This window comes from Nonomuraea sp. NPDC049028, assembly GCF_043197735.1.
Lineage (GTDB): Bacteria > Actinomycetota > Actinomycetes > Streptosporangiales > Streptosporangiaceae > Nonomuraea.
The window spans coordinates 252,255-269,165 of record NZ_JBICTR010000003.1; the positions used below are offsets into that span (position 1 = coordinate 252,255).

Sequence of the window (16,911 nt, forward strand, 5' to 3'; positions counted from 1 at the left end):
CCCCGGGCGACAGCCCATCGTGGGGTCGGCAGGAGTCACACAGCCCGCCGTAGCGGCAGGCAGCCCCCATCGGCCGGGCAGCCATCAGCGGAGGACACACCCCGTGAGCAGGTACGAGCGCCGATGCCGTCACACTGGCGACATCGGACGAATGGGGCGGCGACGGTGAATTAGGCCATCAGCGAGCGGCAGCGGTCAGCCTGCTGTGCCGCGATCGATCGGCGACTATCTATGCGCGTGGGGCGGCCGTCGAGCCGCGAATGATCAGCTCGGGGTCGAACATCAGCTCCCCCGCCGGCACCGGCCGCCTGTTGACCAGATGCACCATGGTGGCGGAGATCGCCTGCGCGATCCGCTCGATCGGCTGCCGGACCGTCGTCAGGGGCGGATCGACGAATCCCATGATCTGGGAGTCGTCGTAGCCGACGACGGACACGTCGCCTGGCACGGACAGACCGCGGCGCCCCGCCGTACGAATCGCACCCAAAGCCATGTAGTCGCTCGCGGCGACGATCGCGGTCGCACCCTGGTCGAGCAGGGTCTCGGCGGCCGACATTCCGCCCTCGACGCTGTAGACCTGGCGCGCGACGAGTCGCCGCGGGTCATCCACGCCACGTGAGCTCATCGCCTCGACGAAACCGTCGAGGCGCCGCTCGCTGGGCCGGTTGCCCACCGGGCCGACGATCATGCCGATGTCGCGGTGGCCGAGGTTCCACAGGTGCTCGACGGCCAGCGCCGCCGCCACTTTGTCATTCGTGGAGAAGCTGGGGGCCGGGAGGCCCTCGATCGCGCCGTTCATCGAGACGAACGGGATCTGGCGTTCCTGCAGCAGCCGGTATGGCGCCGGGTCCACGCCGATCAGGGTGTTACTCGCCGAGGCGAAGACCGCGCCCGCGATGCCCAGATCCATGGTGGAGGTGATGAAGTCGATCTCCTGCAACCCGCCCACCGTCGTGGAGCACACGACGGCCTTGAACCCCTGGGGCGCCAACGCCGATTCGATCAGCTCGCAGAGCCGTCCGAAGAAGGGCTGGGCGAGGCCCGGAGTCAGGACGATGACGAGCTGACTCTGTCCGCCGCGGTCGTATCCCAGCTCGCGGATCGCGTCCTCCACGACACGGCGCGTGCCGGCGGCGACCACGCCCCGACGGTTGAGCACACGGCTGACGGTCGCTTCGCTGACCCCGGCACGAGCGGCGACGTCACTGATTCCGACCTTGGCCATAGCTCCCTTTTGATCGATACGGACGACGCGTGATGTCACTATACGGCCAGACCTGCCGCGCGGGCAGTTGAGTAACACCGCGGCGATGGTGTCGGTCCTGGACCTGCCGTGACGGGGTGGTGGCCGACCAGACGGACGTCGGCCCGGCTGGGCGCCAGCCTGCTTCGGGGGACATGTCGAGAGTGCGGGCGCCTGGCGCTTCCGTGTGGGTCGTCGCTGTTCCGGCCGTGATCGCCATGGTTCTCGGCCTGTGGCGGATCAATGGTCCCTCTTACTGGGCCGATGAGGCCGTAGCGGTGTCGATCGCCAGCCGTCCCCTGACAGACTTGCCCACAGTTCTACGCCACATGGACCTGGCGCATGGCCTCTATTACGTGATGCTCCACATGGTCTCCGCACTCGCGGGCACGGGCGAGACCGCGATGCGGTTTCCGTTCGTCTTGCCCGCCCACGCGGTCATGCTGCTTTGCCGCCACCCGCGCGCCGTGTGGTCGCGCTGGATCGTCTCGGCAACCGTCACGTGTGCGCTGGTGGCGCCCCTGGCGCTGGTGGCCCGGACACAGTTCGCCGGCTAGGACTCGTAGAGCTCCGTCTCGCTCAGGACCGGGTTGCCGCCGTCGTCGGAGCGTCCCAACCGGGCCGCGGAACCGAACATGGGTCCGCGAGCGCGCCTGATTCCGGCGAACCGGCCAAACCCGAGCGGCTTGGGAACGTCGTCGTAGACGGCCTCCATGCCACCCCTGACCGAGTACGTCTCGTGCCAGAAACCGGTGCCGCCCGAGTCCCGCAGGAAGTCCAGCCACCACTCCCGATGCGGCTCGGACCGGGCGAAGGCGAGCAGCGACGGCAGGTCCCGCCAGTACTGGCGCATCCCCATGTTCATCGGGAAGAACGAGTAGTACACGGGCTCGTGCAGCAGCAGCCCGTCCGGCTTGCCCGCGACCGACCCGCTGATCTTCCTGCCGAAGCTGAAGAAGGTCCGGATCCCGTACAGGCGATTCACTCGCATACCGAGGTAAAGGACGATGAGGTCTGGATAGGCGGACAGATCGACGGTCTGCCGGTTCACGCGGGTTGGCATTTGATGCTCCTTAAGGGCGCAGGTTGCGCATGGGCTGGTCGTCGGTTCAATGGAGGTCAGGACGGGCGATGGACATGTCAGTCGCCGGTGAGCGCCACGTGTACGGAGGAGACCGCGCTCGCGCCGTCGCCGACGGCCGTGGCCACTCGTTTCGTCGAGCCCGAGCGGAGGTCGCCGACCGCGAAGACCCGGGGAGCGCTCGTCTGGAACGGAAGCCGCGGGCCGGACGAGCCGGTGGGAAGCCGACTGTCCGTGAGGACGAAGCCGTCGTCGGCCTTGGCGACGCCGGACAGCCAGCCCGACACGGGGTCGGCTCCGATGAAGCAGAACAACGCGTGACAAGCCAGCCGTTCCGGCCGCTCGCCCGGCCTCTCGACGACAATCGACGTGAGGGTGCCATCTCCGGCCAGTTCGCGGACCGTGCTATCAGCGTGGGTGCGGATCCGCGAATGGGCACGGACTCGGTCGGTCAGGTAGGCAGACATCCCAGCCTCGAGATCGGCGCCACGCACGATCAAATCCACCGTCGCGCCGTGGGCGGCGAGGGACAGGGCTGCCTGCCCGGCCGAGTTGGCGCCTCCGACGACCGCCACCGGGTGATGCTCGTACTCGCGGACGTCCAGCTCGGTCGCCGCATACCGGATGCAGCCGGACTTCTCGAACCTCGCCCACTGGGGAATGTCGAGACGACGGTAATGGGCTCCGGTCGCCGCGATCACCGCGCGGCACGGAATGCGTACGCCGTCCTCCAGCAGGACGGTCGGCCGTCGATCGTCGGAGAGATCGAGACCGGTCACCGCGCACGGCGAGTGGATCCGTACACCAAACTTGAGTGCCTGAATCATCGCCAGGCGGGTCAGGTTCGCACCGCTGACACCGTGAGGAAAGCCCAGGTAGTTCTCGATCCGGGCGCTCTTGGCGGCCTGGCCGCCGAGCCCGCTTCGATCCAGCAGCACGGTGACGAGGCCTTCGGACGCCCCGTACACGGCGGCGGCCAGCCCCGCCGGGCCGGCGCCCACCACGACGAGATCGACCGGATATTCGTCGGCCCGGTAGATGAGGCCGAGCAGCTCCGCGAGCGTTCTTGACGTCGCGCGCCGCAGCACCGAACCACCGACGATCGCCGCCGGAAGGTCGTCTGCCGTGAGCCCGGCCGCTGTCATCAGCGAACGTCCTGGGTGCGAGGTCGCGCTGCGCCAGGTGTGGGGCAGGAGCAGCTGCGTCGCGTAGGTGCGCAGTTCCAAAGTCGCCGCGGTTTCCGGCTGACCGACGATCTCCAGGACGTCGCCGGCGGCCGAGCGGATGACCTCGCGCCGTTCCCGGAACGCCGCCAGCACGAGGTCGGCGATGTCATCCTGTTCGGCGAGGGCCCGGCGCAGCTTCGCCGCCCCGATCCGCACGACTGTCCCGGCGGACACCACCCGAGCGGTCAGGTAGACGTGCTGACCGGTCAGCAGGTTGAGCTCGCCGAGAAAGTCGCCGGGGCCACCGTGGAAGATCAGACGTTCCGGCTCGATCGCCGTCGCGTCCCGGACGATGTCCACGGTCGCCGTCAGGAGCAGGAAGAAGTCGTAGGAGTCGTCGCCGGACACGTACAGATCCCGACCGGCCTCGGCGTGTTCCACCTCCCCGTACGCGGCGAGCCGGCGGAACTGCTCGTCGTTCAGGACCGGCCCGCGCCGCGCCGTACCGTCGTTCATGTAGTTCCTCCGTCGTACCGGGCCGGAACAGTAGGACACGCCAAATCACTGGGACCGGCCGCCGGCTCGAACGTCGCCGTCCCCTTGAGACGTCAGCGCGCGGCGCTCTTGATGAGGTCGGCGGCCATGGAGGGCTGCGAGATCATCGCGACGTGCGAGGCGCCGACCTCGTGGGCCCGTGCCCCGGCCCGCCGCGCCATGAACCGCTGGGCCGCGACGGGGAGCACTTGATCGTTCCTGGCGATCAGGTAATAGGAGGGAATGGTCTTCCACGCCGGGGCGCCGGACGGCTCTCCGAGCGTGCGCGTGTCAGCGGGCCGCTGGCCGGCCTGCATCAGGTTGGTGGTCGCCCTCGGCACGTCCCCGGCGAAGACGTCGTGGAATACCTCTTTCTTGATGTATCCCTCGACGAGCCCATCACCATAAGGACGGAAGTCCAGCGCCGCCTCATTGAGCTTGCTTCCCGGATACTTGTTCTGCAGATCCAGCAGCGATTCACCCTGGTCAGGGGCGAACGCGGCCACGTAGACCAGCGCTTTCACGTTCGGGTTAGCAGTCGCGGCGTTCGTGATGACGATTCCGCCATAAGAGTGCGCGGCCAGGACGATCGGGCCGCTGAGCGTGGCGAGAAGGGAGGCCAAGTAGGCGGAGTCGGCGGCCACGCTACGCAGCGGGTTCGCCGGGGCGATCACCGGATAGTTCTCGCGGATGAGCCTGGCGCTGACGTCGTTCCAGCCGGAGGAATCGGCGAACGCGCCGTGCACGAGCACCACGGTGGGTTTGGGCTTGGCTCCCGGCCGGGGCTGCGCCTGCGCCTCGGATGTCCCCAGCAGGGCACCGGTCGCGACCGCGGCGGATCCGGCCAGCACCGCTCGGCGGGTCGTCGTCATAGCGTGGTCCTTTCAAAGGTTTGCGATTGGCACCTCGATTGCAGGTCAGAGTAGATCTCGAATAGTTGACGATCGCTGAACCCGGTAGGTCAGTCTTCGGGAAGTACGCCTCAGTCTTTGACAAGTACGTCGATCTAGCCTGCGGGCATGAACACACAGAAGAGCGAGACGGCCAGGAAGTGGGGTCTACGGATTCACCTGGCTCTTTATGTCCTGTCCAATCTGACCCAGGTCGTGGTGTGGTTTCGCTACGACTCGAGAAGCCACTTCTGGCCGGTGTGGTCGATAGTCGTTTGGGGCATCGGGCTGGGCTTTCACACCTGGAGCGTCTACTCGCCGCCCCGGCCGAATACCGCGAGGAACTTCTCGGCACGGCGGGCGAACAGGTGAGACCCGCGTTCATGGGACCGGTCGCGGGCCTTTTCCGCAGCGGCTCGTACGACGTCCGCGGGCTCGCCGCGGGCGTGGAGCAGGCGCGCCCGCAGCAGCAGGACAAGTCCTTCGGCGTAGCGTTGACCGTAGGCGTCGAGGGCCTGGTCCGCTCGATCGAGGGCGATGCCCGCCTCGTCCGGCATCCCCGCGGCCAGCCACATCTCGGCGATCAGCGCGTGATGGTAGGCGACGCCCCACCGCGGCGGGTCGACCATCGTCCCGGCCAGGAGCTGGTCGGCCTCCGCCGCGATGACGGCCGGGTCATCGCCGACGAGGGCACGGGCCCAGTACCAGTTCAGCCGTATGTAGTGCTCCTGCTGGATGGCCGCGCGGCCGGTGCCCACGGCCATCCACCGCTCGATCGTGCGCATCACCCAGCCCGCGTCACCGGCCATCGAAGCGATGATCGTGGTGTAGTAGGCCCAGGTCGCGACCGCGTACGAGTCGTCGGGGCCGTTCCACTTGTCGATGATGGTCTCCGCCGTCCCGACGTCACCATGTAATGCCGTCACGACGGCGTGCCAGCCGGGCCACTCACCCGAGACGTCACGCCGGATCGGGGTATCGCTGTGCGCGGAGACGACCCCGTCGAGCAGGGCGGGGTTGTTCTCGCTTAGGCATCGGTATGCCGCGCCGATGTCGCCGATGTCCCACTGGTGCAGGCCCCAGGCTTGCCGGCCGTACACACGGATGACCGGATCGGCGGACGCCTCCCCTTGCTCGTACAGCCGGCGGACCAGCCGAACGCGGTCCCACTCCAGGAAGGTGTAGGCCCCGAACAGGCGAGCGAAGAGGAGGCCGGCGGCGTCCACATCCCGGCCGAGTTGGCGGGCCAGGTGCTCCGCACGCTCCAGCAGATCGAACGTCGTGCCGCCGAACCCGGCTTGCCGGCGCGGGGCGATCGCGAGCAGCGAGAGGGCGGAGAGCTCGAGTTCGGGAAGCTTGGCGGTCCGCGCGATCTGGGCGGCCGATTCCAGGTGCCGATCGGCGGCGGCGAACGCGAGCTTGGTCGCCGCGCGACGACCGGCGCGTTTCAGCGCTTCCACGGTACGAACCGGGTCGGCGAGGGGGCCGGCGGCCGACAGGTGGAAGGCGAGGCGTTCGGTGATGGACTCGTCCTCCGCCTGGCTTTCTTCGAGCGCGTCCGCGACACGCAGGTGCAGCCGGACGGCCCGCAGTTGTTCCGTTGTCTCCGTGATCGATTCGCGAACCAGGTCGTGCGCGAAGCGCCACGAGAACGGGTTCTCCGGCCCCGTTTCGAGCAGGCCGAGCGCGCGCAGCGGTTCGAGGCGTTCGAGGCAGTCGGCGACGTCGACTCCGGCGGCGCGGGCGAGGAGACCGAGGTCGACCTCGCGGCCGATCAGCGCGGCGACGCGCAGCAGGTGGCGGGCGCCGTCGTCGAGGCTCGCCATCCGATCGCGGACGACGTCTCGTACGGTGGACGGCACCCCGGCCCGGGCCGATGCGTCGTCGTCGCTGAGCGCGCCACGATCGCTGAGCGCGCCGCTATCGCTGAGGAGCCGCGAGAGTTCGCGGACGAAGAAAGGATTGCCGGCGGTGCGAACGTGGATGTTGCGGGCGATGTCCGCGCCGGGTTCGTGGCCGGTCTCGCGGCGGATGAGTTCGGCCACGTCGGTCAGGCTGAGCGGGCCGAGTTGGATCCTGCGGTGGCTGGGCAACCGGCTGGCGGCGGCCAGTGCCCGCGAAAGGTCGGGGCCGGGTGTGGGTGCGCGGTCGCGAAGGGCGCAGATGATCGCGGTGCCGGTGGGTAGCCGGGCCGCCAGATGGCTGAACAACTGGAGCGAAGTGGCATCGATCCATTGAAGATCATCCATCACGAGCAGCATCGGCCGTTCTGCCGAGGCCTGGCCGATGAAGGTGACGACCTGCTCGTACAGGCGGAACTGGGCGCGGCCGCCCGAAACCGGCGGCGCGGCGTCATCGTCTCGAGATTCGAGGAGGCGCCCGAGTTCACTGGCCAGCCACTTCTCGCGCGCCAACACGGGCAGGCTGTCGAGGACGACGGCGAGCGCCTGCTCCCATGGCCACATCGACGGTGTTCCGTCGCCTTCCAAACAGGAAGCCCTGACGACGAGCGCGCCACGCCGGTCCGCGCCGGCAGCGGCCTCTTCCAGCACGCGCGTCTTACCCGAGCCCGGTTCGCCCTCGACGATGACAAGCCCGGTGCGGCCGGTGAGCGCCGCCTCGATGGCATGCCGCAGCACGCCGAGTTCCTCGTCCCGGCCGACCAGGCCGCCCGTCTGCCTCGCCGGTGCGCGGTCGCCCTCGCTCTCCGTGCTCGTCACCACCGGCGATGTCGGACTCTGCGTCAGCACGCGCAGGTGCGCGGCCTGCAACGCCGAACCGGGGTCGATGCCGAGTTCCTCGGCGAGGCGGTCACGGACCGCGTGGAACGCTGACAGCGCCTCCGCCTGCCGCCCAGCGGCGCCGAGGGTGGTGACGAGGCCGGCATGTACGGGTTCGTGAAACGGTGCCATCGACGCGGCCAGCTGCAACGGCGGGATCACCCGCTCCGGTCGGCATAACGACACCGCCAGTTCGGCCGCTGCCACGCAGGCGGCGTAGAACTCGTCGTCGAGGGCGGCGAAGATCGGCATCGCGGTCAATCCATAGGACAATCCATCCCCCGCGGGGCCACGCCAGAGGCCGAGCGCCTTGACGTAGTCGTCGAGCGCCACTTCGCGAGCTTGCTGGGCGTGGGCGGCCTGGGCGCCGTTGAGGAGTTCCCGGAACGTGACGAGATCCAGCGTGCCGGAGCCGGCGCTGAACACGTACGCGTTGCCGCGGCGGTGCAGGTACGTACCGGCTGCCCGGGCAGGGACAGCGGGCTCGAGCACCCGCCGCAACGCCCCGATGTACTTCTGGATGAGATTGAGCGCGCTGGCGGGGGCGTCATCGGCCCACATCAGGTCGATCAATTCTCTCGTACTGACCGGATGGCCCACGCGCGCCAGGAGCAGAGCCAGCAGCTGCGCCTGCTGTCGGGGGCCGGTGTCCAGTTCGGCGCCATCGCGCCACAGCCGCAGCGAACCGAGGATCTGCAGTCGCAGCGAACCAGCACCGGTCGGCGGACCTTCACCGTCGTGCCGAACGGGATGGGCTGGCCCGGTCACGTCGACTCCCGGATGGACATGACAAATTTGTCAGCTTACGACCCGTTTCGCACCGCAGCGTGCACCGATTATATGGGCCCGGGATCGGCCGCAGAAGGGGCGACCGACCTTCGAGCTCGCCGGCTGATCAACCAGCCGAACCCGGTCGCCGTGAAGAACATGACAATGCCGTACACCGCGCCCGGAATGGCGATCTCGGCGCTGTTCAGCAGCGTCGGGCTCAGCGCGACCGTGATGGCGAGCCCGGTGTTGTGGATGCCGATCTCAAACCCGGTCGCGGTCGCCGCACGGTGATCGACACCCGCCAGGCGCGGCACGCTGTAGCCGATCAGCAGGCTCACGATGTTGAAAACCAACGCGGCCAACCCGACCGAGACGAAATAGTCGACGAGGTTCGCCCGCTCCGCGTACAACACGGCGTAGATGACCCCGACCAGCACCACGACCGACAGCACCCGAACGGGGAGGTTGAGCCGCCGCGCCACCTCAGGCGCCCACGCGCGTAGGAGCATCCCGATCGCGACCGGTACGAGCACCATCAAGAAGACCTGCGACATCTTGTCGAACTGCAGCCCGAGGGCGGCCCCGCCGGAGTCGGTCAAGAAATACCCGGCCGAGAGGTTCACCACGATCGGCAGGGCGATCACGGCCAGCACCGAGTTGATCGCGGTGAGCGTGACATTCAGCGCGACGTTCCCGCCGAACAGGTGGCTGAACAGATTGGCCGTGGGGCCACCGGGCGACGCCGCGACCAGCAGCATCCCGACCGCCAGTTCCGGCGGAAGCCCGGAGGCGAGCACCAGGCCGAAGCAGATCGCCGGCAGCAGCACGATTTGGCACAGCAACGCGACCGCGGCCGCCTTCGGATACTGGCCGACCCGCCGGAAGTCGTCCAGAGTCAGGCTGAGACCCAGGCCGAGCATGACGATGCCGATGGCGAAAGGCAGACTGGCCAAGATCAATGGGGAACCCATGGCGGACATTCTCGGGCATACCGACAAGCCCTGGTAGGGAGCAAAATCTGTCGTTGTTCCAGGCTGACTAATCCAGAAAGTGCGGGTCGACCGCCCGGTGTGCTGCCAACGACCCGGTCCCGCTCGAAAGCAGGGTGGGCAGCGAGGTTGCGTCACGTGATCACGTGGTGACCGTCAACGATCTTGACCGGATGCCGGATCTCTGGCTTGATCATGGCGTTCCCTTATGTGTTGTTCCTGCTCAGAGCGGAGTACACGTGCGCTTCTCACCCTCGAAACGGCCGGACGTCAGCCGGTCGGCCCGCCGATTAATCGCCCTCGTGGGCTCCATGACCATGACGGCCGGGCTCATCGTCGCCGCGGCGCCCACGGTCTCGGCTGCCGACTCGATGACCGACCTCGGCGTCAGCACCAGTGGCGCCGACCACAGTGAGGTGGCCGCGGGAGGAGGCAAGGTCTTCGTGACCGCCGGTGACCGCGTCGTGGTCACCGACACCGAAGGCGTGCTGATCGGCGCGGTCACCGGCCTCGCCGGTGTGGACGATGTCGTTGCGGCACCGGACGGCAGCCGCGCATACGCGACGCTGCCCGGCTCGAGCGAAGTCGTGGAGATCGACGCCACCGCCCTGGCGGTCACCCGGCGGTTCGACTTCACGGCGTACTCGTGCCTGAGCGACCTGGCACTGTCCGGGCAGACGTTGTGGACGGCCCACGGGTGTGACCTGTACACCGGCGGTGTCGTCACCCGTCTCGACGTGTCGTCCCCGGCCCCGCAACCGGTCACGGTCCTGACGGGGCAGTCCTATACGCCCACGATCGCCGTCGCAGGGAACACCCTGCTGTCCACCGCTCCTAACACATCCTCCGCCGATGTCCGGGTGTACGACGTGAGCACCGGTTCCGCCATTCTGCGCGGCGAGATCGACGGGGACGACCCGGCCACGAGCACCCAGCCGCGCCTCGACATCACCCCGGACGGCTCCACCGCCGTCCTTGCGTTCCCGCGCGGGCTGGAGTCCTGGGACCTCGCGAGCCTGACGAAGCTACGGGACTACGGCAAGAACCCGGCGGTCCGGGGCTCGGTGGCCGGCACCGCCGTCAGCCCGGATGGCGGCCACCTCGCAAGCGGCTGGTCGTGGGGCGATCGAGGCGTCGAACTGTATGACGTGGCCACGGGCGCGCTTACGTACTCGCAGAAGATCCCCAGCGGATGGCCGACCCCCAGAATCCTCACCATGACCATCGCCGGCAACGACGTCTTCAGCGTCCTTTACACCTCCGGCACCACCAACCTGCGTCTGTGGCGGCTGGAGGACGCCACCCTGCTGCCGTCGGCCGTGACCCTGTCGGCCCCGCAAAAGGCGACGGCGCTGGAGCCTGTCACGCTGACCGGCCGGCTCACCCTGCCCGAAGGCGTGACCCCGAGGCCGCGGAGGCTGGAGGTGACCCGCCGTCTCCCGGACGGGACCAGCACGACGCTCCGCCACAGAAAGACGAAGGCGGACGGCACGTTCTCCATCACCGACACCCCACCGGTGGCCGGAACGGTCGGCTACGACGTGAGCTGGCACGGCTCCGCCACTGTGCGCGGCAGCAAGGCGTCGGTGTCCGTCGATGTCGCCCGTAAGCCGGCGTCGCTCACTCTGTCCGGCCGCACAGTCCTGGACCTCGGGGAGAGATTCGACTTCTTGGGCACCTTGAAGTTCGGCGACCAGGCGCCGCCCACCCGTCCGTCGGTGCTGGTGATTCGCGCGAACCCCGACGGCACCAGTACGGACCTCGGCACGGTGCAGGTCTCCGCAGCCGGTGGCTTCAAGATCAGCGATCTGCCCGATCAGGAAGGCGAGTACATCTACACCGTGATGTTCATGGGCGACGATGTCGCTACCGGCGCAGATGACGCCCTATTCGTCACGGTGCGGGCCGGGAACGTCTAGCCGGGTCGAGAGTGAGCGCCACCTTCTCTTCGGCCATGTGGGCGAGCACCGATCCTGGTTGGGCCGCTGGGATCGGCCTGTAACGGGAGCACGCCATACCCGCCCCACCGGTCAAGGTCACGGACAGTGGCTCGCACCCTGGCTGGCCACAAGGATGCCTTCCGTCCGTCCACTCGGCAGATGCCGTGGATGAACTCGATCATGGAGCGGTGGGCGCAGTCGTGCCGCCGCGAACTGCTCGACCGCCGCCTGCTCGGGAACGAACGTCACCTGCGGCACGCCTTGCGCAAGTACGAACGGTTCTACAACCAGTGGAACCGCATCGGGCCTAGGCAGCGACGAGCTGGCGGGTGATGCTGGGATCGCTGATCCTGGTGTCGTCCGCCAGCAGGAACGCCTTCGACAAGATGACCGACAACATTCCGCCGTCCTCCTCGAACGGCAGGAACACCGATGAGGCGGAGCGGTCGCGGCCCGGGACGATGCACAGGTAGGCGTCGTTCGGCTCCATCAGGATGTTGCCCGACCCCAGATGAATCCGGTAGGTGCGCAGTTGCCCCCGCACACGCAGGAACCGGTCGGTCAGCTCCACCCGGTCGGCGATCTTCAGCCGGGGCAGCAACCGGGCCAGCGCGTCACGCCGCGTGCGAGCGGTCTCGCTCAGCTCGCCGAACCCGTACGACTGCCAGTAGCCGTCGTACCCGGCCGCCGCCTGCTGGTCGAGCCCCAGGGACCCGACCCCCACGGCGAGGTCGGCGTCGCGCAGCAGTTCCGACAACACCAGCGGCGGCACTTCGGTGAGCGGCGCGTCGCCGGGAAGATCCGCGTGGCGGAACCGGATCGCGTCGGTGGCGGCACAGGAGGCCGTGCCCCAGTCATCCTGCGCGGGGTCGGAGGCGACCTGCATGCCCCAGCTCACCTGCCAGCCGGCGAGCGTCTTGACGGCCGCCCCTATGTCGCCGCCGCACTCGTAGTCCCAGTGACCGATCGACAGCTTGCTCCAGCCGCGCTGCTCCAGCAGCGCCTTGGCCTGCCCGTAGCGCACGAAGTGACCCTTGAAACGGTCGGAGTGGGTACGGGTGCGCTCCTCGGCAGGGGTGAGCAGGTAGACCTCGCGGAACGCCTGCTTGAACGGCTGCCTGATCCCCCGCTCCAGCAGGTGGTCGCGCCAGCCGCGCACCCCCTCGGCGCTCTCCAGGATCGGGTGCCACAACCGGACGGGCGTGTCGGCGCCCGGACGCACGGATTCGCCGCTCACGCCGGCCAGTGCCCAGCCGCCGCCATCCCTGGCCGGCAGCCCGGCGAACCCGTCGGGGAGCCGCCAGATGAGGGCGCGGGTGTAGGGGCCGGTGACCGGATGGTCGAAGAAGTACTGCTCGACCTCCTGCCAGGACAGCTCGCGTTCGACGATGAGCATCTGCTCCAGGCGTAGCCGCTCAGCGGCCTGCGTGCGTTTGAGGTCTTTCAGCGTGGCCTTGAGATCGGCGAGCACTGGATCCTCGCGGATGGACTGGGGTGCCGACTTGACGACGCGCCCGGACGCGTTGACGAACCGCAGCACCGGCCCGTCGACGTCAAGCCGGACGACGCAGTCGCCGGCCTGCTCCTCCCGGACCCCGTCGGGGCCGAGCCCGAAGGCCGGGACCGTCCGGTCGACGAGTTGTTCGTGGCTCAGCCCCTCTTGTACGGCCACCGCGTCGAGGGCATCGGACGCCTTCGCCAGCAGGGCCGGTCTGCGCAGCCTGGCTCGCACGCGCGCGAGTACGCCCACCGTGTCGAGGCCGCCCCGCTTGGCCAGCACGTTCAGTGCGGCGTTGGCCAGTCTCTCGTTACGGCAGACGGCGGCGCCCCCGGTGCCGTTGCGCCCGATGCCGCAGTTCGTGGCGACGTCGCCGAGCAGCGTGGACACCCAGGGCGCGTCGATCACCTCGCAGGTCCACAGCATGCCGCGCAGCGGGAGGGCCGTGCGGCGAGCGAGGAAGACCCTGCCGCCGGGCTCGCGGCTCTCGCGGTGGGTGGCCACACGGGAGAGGATCTCGCGCAGCACTGCCACGCCGTCGTCGGTGAGCAGCGTGCGGACCTTGGCGAGCCAGGGCTCGCTGGGCCTGTTGGCCTTGGCCTTGCGCCAGTGTTTCAGCAGCGGCAGCACGGCGGGGTCGGTCAGCCGGACGGCGTACTTTCCTGCCATGGCACGGGCGATGGGGTCGCCGTCCCAGACCAGGCTGCGCACGACCCCGGCCGGCCCGTGCTCCGGGGGTTCGGTCAGGACGCGCTCCAGGTCCTTGCGTAACGCGGCCCGGCCCGGGCTGCGGTAGGCCGGGTGCCACGGCGGCACGTCATCAAGGATCTGACGGCGCTCGGGGTATCCGAGGGTCGCGATGGCGGCCAGCGGAATCCGGTACAGCTCGGCGTGGCCGGTGTGACCGCAACTCGACAGCGCGTCGGCGATCTCCCACAGGAGGCGCGTGTCCTCGAACGTCCAGGAAATGTCGCCATCGGCCACCTCACGCACCAGCTGGAGCACCTCCTCGGGGTACTCGCGGCCGCCCTTGTCACCCAGGCTGAGCCGCAGTTGCGCCCACATCCCGAACGCCCTCCGTCCGGCCTCGTCGGCGCCAGGCCGCCCGCCCGCGTCGTACAAAGCGAACAGCTCACGCGGCAGCCCCTCTATGCGGTAGTTGAGCAGGTAGCCCTGGGACTTGGGAAAACTGTCGAGGACGCCCATGTCAGGCTCCGACCCGCGGCACGAGGCGGACGGGCTCGCGCGCCGGGCTCACGTCGGGCCGAGCGGGAAGGGGGATCTCGGCTGAGCACCTGCCGGTAGCGCTCTCGTCTCTGAAGGTGGCCGTGGCCATGGGGGGCTCCATCGTCGTCGGTCGGTCAACGTGATGGGCCATAGTTATCAACGGGCACCGACATTTAGCCTCACTCGTGGAGCTGACCAAGGCACGCTTGGCAGTTTCGCGGAGTGTCCGGGTGGGTCCTTCAGTACGGCTTGCTTACCGACCGGGAGCCCTTGCCGGCAAAGGTCACGACTGCGGCGATCTGGCCACCGCTGGGAAGCCGGCCAACTTTCCGGCGGAGCAGAGGCTGATGGAGGAACTGCGGGAACTGGTGCGCCGCTGACATCGGCCGAGCGGGCTGCCCTACCTGCCTGGACGCGGACGCGGCTCGATGAGCGCCGACTTTCCGCGCGCCGCCCTCAGACGGACAGCGAAGGCGTGCGAATACGGCCGTAGTTCAGCACTGGGGTTTCAAGAAGGAAGAGTCCACCCAGCCGTGTCTCCCGTCGGTAGCGGTGATCTCCCAGTGACCCGCTCTGTTCTGCTTTCCCAGGTACGTGACGTCGAGGTCATGGGGCAACTGCTCGACCGTTTCACCATATTGGTCGCGCAACCACAGATCCTGTGCAGCGATGCGATAATGATTGCAGCCGGTCGCGGTCGACCGTGCATCTGAATGGTTGCCCAATGGTACGCCATTCAATGTCGCGATCATTCCCAGGAGCCCTAAGGCGCCTATCAACGCCCCGGAAACGCCGATGATGATCGCGTGTCGGCGGAGGAATTCACGGACCCTGTGCGGTGGCTTCGGATCCGATATCTCAGCCGGGCGCAGCGCCACGATCTCGGCTTTGAGGACCTCCCCGATGGCCTGGAGCTCGGCTTTCTTGAACTCCCGGGCACCGCTCTCGCTACGAGACAACGTGGAAACGGACATTTCCACATCCATCCGCGCAAGCTCGCGCACGATGTCCGTTTGAGTCATATTTGCGGCTTCTCGCGCTCTTCTTACCTCCTCTCCTGTCTGCCTGTTTGCGATCGCCGGAGCGGTGCCGGTTTCGTGAAAATTGTCCATTTCAAGCCTCTCGGCCAAGCGGTGACCCCCGACGAGAGCCCCCAGGCTAGGTGGCTTTTCAGCGATTTGCACACGCTTTCTGAATTTTTCTCATGGAAAACGCTCGCCAATACGATGGAGATCCGTAAAGAATTCGGAGCGTCACACAAGGCCGATCCGGAACTTTATTCCGACACAACTCCCCTCGACAAAGGAGCAAGATCTTGCGTCAGAAAATCGCCACCCGCTTCCCGCGTAAGAGCGCTCTGATCCTCGGTATCGCTCTGGCCGCGCAACTCGGCACGCCGGCAGTGGCCGCCACGGCAGCGGACACGCACTACACCCACCGCACGACCCTGAAGAGCAACTGCGCGATTCACGAGAACTACCCGAAGCCGGATGTCCTCGATCGGGCTTGGGGCAAGGGCAGCGGCCAGGCCGTGGGGGTGCGCTACACCTACAACGAGTACGCGATGGTCCTCGACTACGCCAAGCAGGACAACCCCAACTGGGGTTTCATCGCCAAATCCTGTCTCGCCGACCCGTCCGCGCGCAGCCAGGGCGACAGTGGCGCGCCACTGCCTGATCTGCAGGCCATCGGCGGCAACAACCAGGTCAAGGCCGTTCCGATCAGCGCGGCGCACACCGGATCGCCGACCGGCACACCGATCCACCTCGGCTCCGTCGGCTCCTTCCGCAGCGAGCCGAGGTCATTCGTGATCGGCAACCTGCGCGCCGGCGACTCGCTCTACATCACCACCGCGGCCTGCGGCCACCACGGTCCGGAAGAGTGGATCCTCGGGTACGCGCCGGCCGCCGGCCGCTGGGGGTACGTCGAGGCCATGCACCTTCCGGCCTGCCGCTGACCTCCGACCGGCAAGGAGACATCCCATGCGAATGTGGCTCGCGACACCGCTCCTGATCCTCGCCATCGCCAGCCCCGCCTCGGCCGATCCCGCGCCGAGGAAGGTTGACAGCGACTACACGCTCCTGCGCAGTGCACCGGGCAGCTTCGTGATCGGCACCGCGTACAAGCCCTGGTCCGTACGTATCGACGGAGGCCGGCAGACCTACACCTGGGCCCGCGTAGGCGGCAACCTGAACCGATGCTTCTGGATCTTCTACAACGCGACCACCGCAGGTGGGCACACCATGTCCAAGGCATGCGGCCCCGCTCGCGAGTATCCGAGCGGTGAGGAGTTCAAGCGGCGCTTCACCAACGGCATGATCGGCTCCAACGCGCAAGGCAATGACGGCCAACCGATCAAGCTCCGCCCCCATGGCGCGTGCGTAGCGCAGAACGGGAAGATCGACGGCTGGGGCAACGTCGAACCCTGGAGGACAGTGTCCAGACCTTCCCACACGCTCGCGGGAGCCCTCACCCTCGGGGTCGACGACGCGGCGACAAACAGCCGCAACACCGTCAAATGGCGATACGTCACCCGCGACGGAGCATACGCCTTGATCCACGCGACCAAGTACGGGAAAAGCAACGGCAAGGACCACCAAGCCTGGTTCTTCATCCGGCGGGACTGCCTGCCGATCTAACCCGGTTGGCTCAGCGACGAGGCAAGCCCCCTGCTCACGCTCCTCGTCCAGCAGTCAAGCGAATTCTCTCGCTGATGTCGCACCGCAGTTCGTCTATCCGCCATGACCGCGCCCCAGACCAGCGGTTGGGACGGAATGGGTGCGGACCAGCCA

Annotated in this window: 14 protein-coding genes; 6 read left to right on the forward strand and 8 right to left on the reverse strand. The window is 67.9% G+C overall.

The features are described from left to right. Positions 1–229: 229 nt before the first annotated feature. Positions 230–1,225 (reverse strand): LacI family DNA-binding transcriptional regulator, encoded by a 996-nt coding sequence (locus ACGFJ2_RS12060; RefSeq protein ID WP_357953826.1) that lies wholly within the window; start codon positions 1,223–1,225, stop codon positions 230–232. A 227-nt stretch (positions 1,226–1,452) separates the two neighbouring features. Here ACGFJ2_RS12060 and ACGFJ2_RS12065 point away from each other — a divergent pair, with 227 nt between their 5' ends. After that, positions 1,453–1,800, forward strand: coding sequence for a hypothetical protein (locus ACGFJ2_RS12065; protein ID WP_393467370.1), 348 nt, complete (start codon positions 1,453–1,455; stop codon positions 1,798–1,800). Here ACGFJ2_RS12065 and ACGFJ2_RS12070 read toward each other — a convergent pair. From ACGFJ2_RS12070 to ACGFJ2_RS12080, 3 genes are all read right to left on the reverse strand, one after another. Next, complete coding sequence (locus tag ACGFJ2_RS12070) at positions 1,797–2,306, reverse strand: monooxygenase family protein (protein WP_357953830.1); 510 nt, start codon at positions 2,304–2,306, stop codon at positions 1,797–1,799. The two genes, ACGFJ2_RS12065 and ACGFJ2_RS12070, sit on opposite strands and share 4 nt — an antisense overlap. A 77-nt stretch (positions 2,307–2,383) precedes the next feature. Further along, entirely contained in the window at positions 2,384–4,006 is a 1,623-nt protein-coding gene (locus ACGFJ2_RS12075; RefSeq protein WP_393467373.1) for an FAD-dependent oxidoreductase, read from the reverse strand. A 92-nt stretch (positions 4,007–4,098) separates the two neighbouring features. Then, complete coding sequence (locus tag ACGFJ2_RS12080; protein WP_393467376.1) at positions 4,099–4,896, reverse strand: alpha/beta fold hydrolase; 798 nt, start codon at positions 4,894–4,896, stop codon at positions 4,099–4,101. Positions 4,897–5,043: 147 nt separating this feature from the next. Between ACGFJ2_RS12080 and ACGFJ2_RS12085 the strand changes: the two genes are divergently transcribed. Then, positions 5,044–5,286 (forward strand): 2TM domain-containing protein, encoded by a 243-nt coding sequence (locus ACGFJ2_RS12085; RefSeq protein WP_357953836.1) that lies wholly within the window; start codon positions 5,044–5,046, stop codon positions 5,284–5,286. Here the strand turns inward: ACGFJ2_RS12085 and ACGFJ2_RS12090 are convergent. Together ACGFJ2_RS12090 and ACGFJ2_RS12095 are read right to left on the reverse strand one after the other, a co-directional pair. Beyond that, positions 5,226–8,462, reverse strand: coding sequence for an ATP-binding protein (locus tag ACGFJ2_RS12090; protein ID WP_393467379.1), 3,237 nt, complete (start codon positions 8,460–8,462; stop codon positions 5,226–5,228). The genes ACGFJ2_RS12085 and ACGFJ2_RS12090 overlap by 61 nt on opposite strands. Before the next feature lie 68 nt (positions 8,463–8,530). After that, the gene (locus tag ACGFJ2_RS12095; protein WP_393468509.1) at positions 8,531–9,445 is read right to left on the reverse strand and encodes a bile acid:sodium symporter family protein; all 915 of its coding nucleotides are present in this window, start codon (positions 9,443–9,445) and stop codon (positions 8,531–8,533) included. A 320-nt stretch (positions 9,446–9,765) separates the two neighbouring features. Here ACGFJ2_RS12095 and ACGFJ2_RS12100 point away from each other — a divergent pair, with 320 nt between their 5' ends. Both ACGFJ2_RS12100 and ACGFJ2_RS12105 read left to right on the forward strand, forming a co-directional pair. Continuing rightward, on the forward strand, positions 9,766–11,373 hold the full coding sequence (locus ACGFJ2_RS12100; protein WP_393467382.1) for a hypothetical protein: 1,608 nt from the start codon (positions 9,766–9,768) through the stop codon (positions 11,371–11,373). Positions 11,374–11,562: 189 nt separating this feature from the next. Further along, complete coding sequence (locus ACGFJ2_RS12105) at positions 11,563–11,727, forward strand: hypothetical protein (RefSeq protein WP_393467384.1); 165 nt, start codon at positions 11,563–11,565, stop codon at positions 11,725–11,727. Here the strand turns inward: ACGFJ2_RS12105 and ACGFJ2_RS12110 are convergent. After that, on the reverse strand, positions 11,702–14,098 hold the full coding sequence (locus ACGFJ2_RS12110; RefSeq protein WP_393467386.1) for a DUF4132 domain-containing protein: 2,397 nt from the start codon (positions 14,096–14,098) through the stop codon (positions 11,702–11,704). The genes ACGFJ2_RS12105 and ACGFJ2_RS12110 overlap by 26 nt on opposite strands. Before the next feature lie 515 nt (positions 14,099–14,613). Next, positions 14,614–15,249, reverse strand: coding sequence for a helix-turn-helix domain-containing protein (locus ACGFJ2_RS12115; protein WP_393467389.1), 636 nt, complete (start codon positions 15,247–15,249; stop codon positions 14,614–14,616). 185 nt (positions 15,250–15,434) lie between these two features. Here ACGFJ2_RS12115 and ACGFJ2_RS12120 point away from each other — a divergent pair, with 185 nt between their 5' ends. Continuing rightward, a complete protein-coding gene (locus ACGFJ2_RS12120) occupies positions 15,435–16,076 on the forward strand; it encodes a hypothetical protein (protein ID WP_393467391.1) in 642 nt (213 codons plus the stop codon). 25 nt (positions 16,077–16,101) lie between these two features. Next, positions 16,102–16,758 (forward strand): hypothetical protein, encoded by a 657-nt coding sequence (locus ACGFJ2_RS12125; RefSeq protein ID WP_393467393.1) that lies wholly within the window; start codon positions 16,102–16,104, stop codon positions 16,756–16,758. Positions 16,759–16,911: the final 153 nt, after the last annotated feature.

Coding starts and splice junctions, on each gene's coding strand:
- ACGFJ2_RS12060 (WP_357953826.1), bottom strand. CDS start 1,225: ATGGCCAAGGTCGGAATCAGTGACGTCGCCGCTCGTGCCGGGGTCAGC.
- ACGFJ2_RS12070 (WP_357953830.1), bottom strand. CDS start 2,306: ATGCCAACCCGCGTGAACCGGCAGACCGTCGATCTGTCCGCCTATCCA.
- ACGFJ2_RS12075 (WP_393467373.1), bottom strand. CDS start 4,006: ATGAACGACGGTACGGCGCGGCGCGGGCCGGTCCTGAACGACGAGCAG.
- ACGFJ2_RS12080 (WP_393467376.1), bottom strand. CDS start 4,896: ATGACGACGACCCGCCGAGCGGTGCTGGCCGGATCCGCCGCGGTCGCG.
- ACGFJ2_RS12085 (WP_357953836.1), top strand. CDS start 5,044: ATGAACACACAGAAGAGCGAGACGGCCAGGAAGTGGGGTCTACGGATT.
- ACGFJ2_RS12095 (WP_393468509.1), bottom strand. CDS start 9,445: ATGTCCGCCATGGGTTCCCCATTGATCTTGGCCAGTCTGCCTTTCGCC.
- ACGFJ2_RS12100 (WP_393467382.1), top strand. CDS start 9,766: ATGACCATGACGGCCGGGCTCATCGTCGCCGCGGCGCCCACGGTCTCG.
- ACGFJ2_RS12105 (WP_393467384.1), top strand. CDS start 11,563: ATGAACTCGATCATGGAGCGGTGGGCGCAGTCGTGCCGCCGCGAACTG.
- ACGFJ2_RS12110 (WP_393467386.1), bottom strand. CDS start 14,098: ATGGGCGTCCTCGACAGTTTTCCCAAGTCCCAGGGCTACCTGCTCAAC.
- ACGFJ2_RS12125 (WP_393467393.1), top strand. CDS start 16,102: ATGCGAATGTGGCTCGCGACACCGCTCCTGATCCTCGCCATCGCCAGC.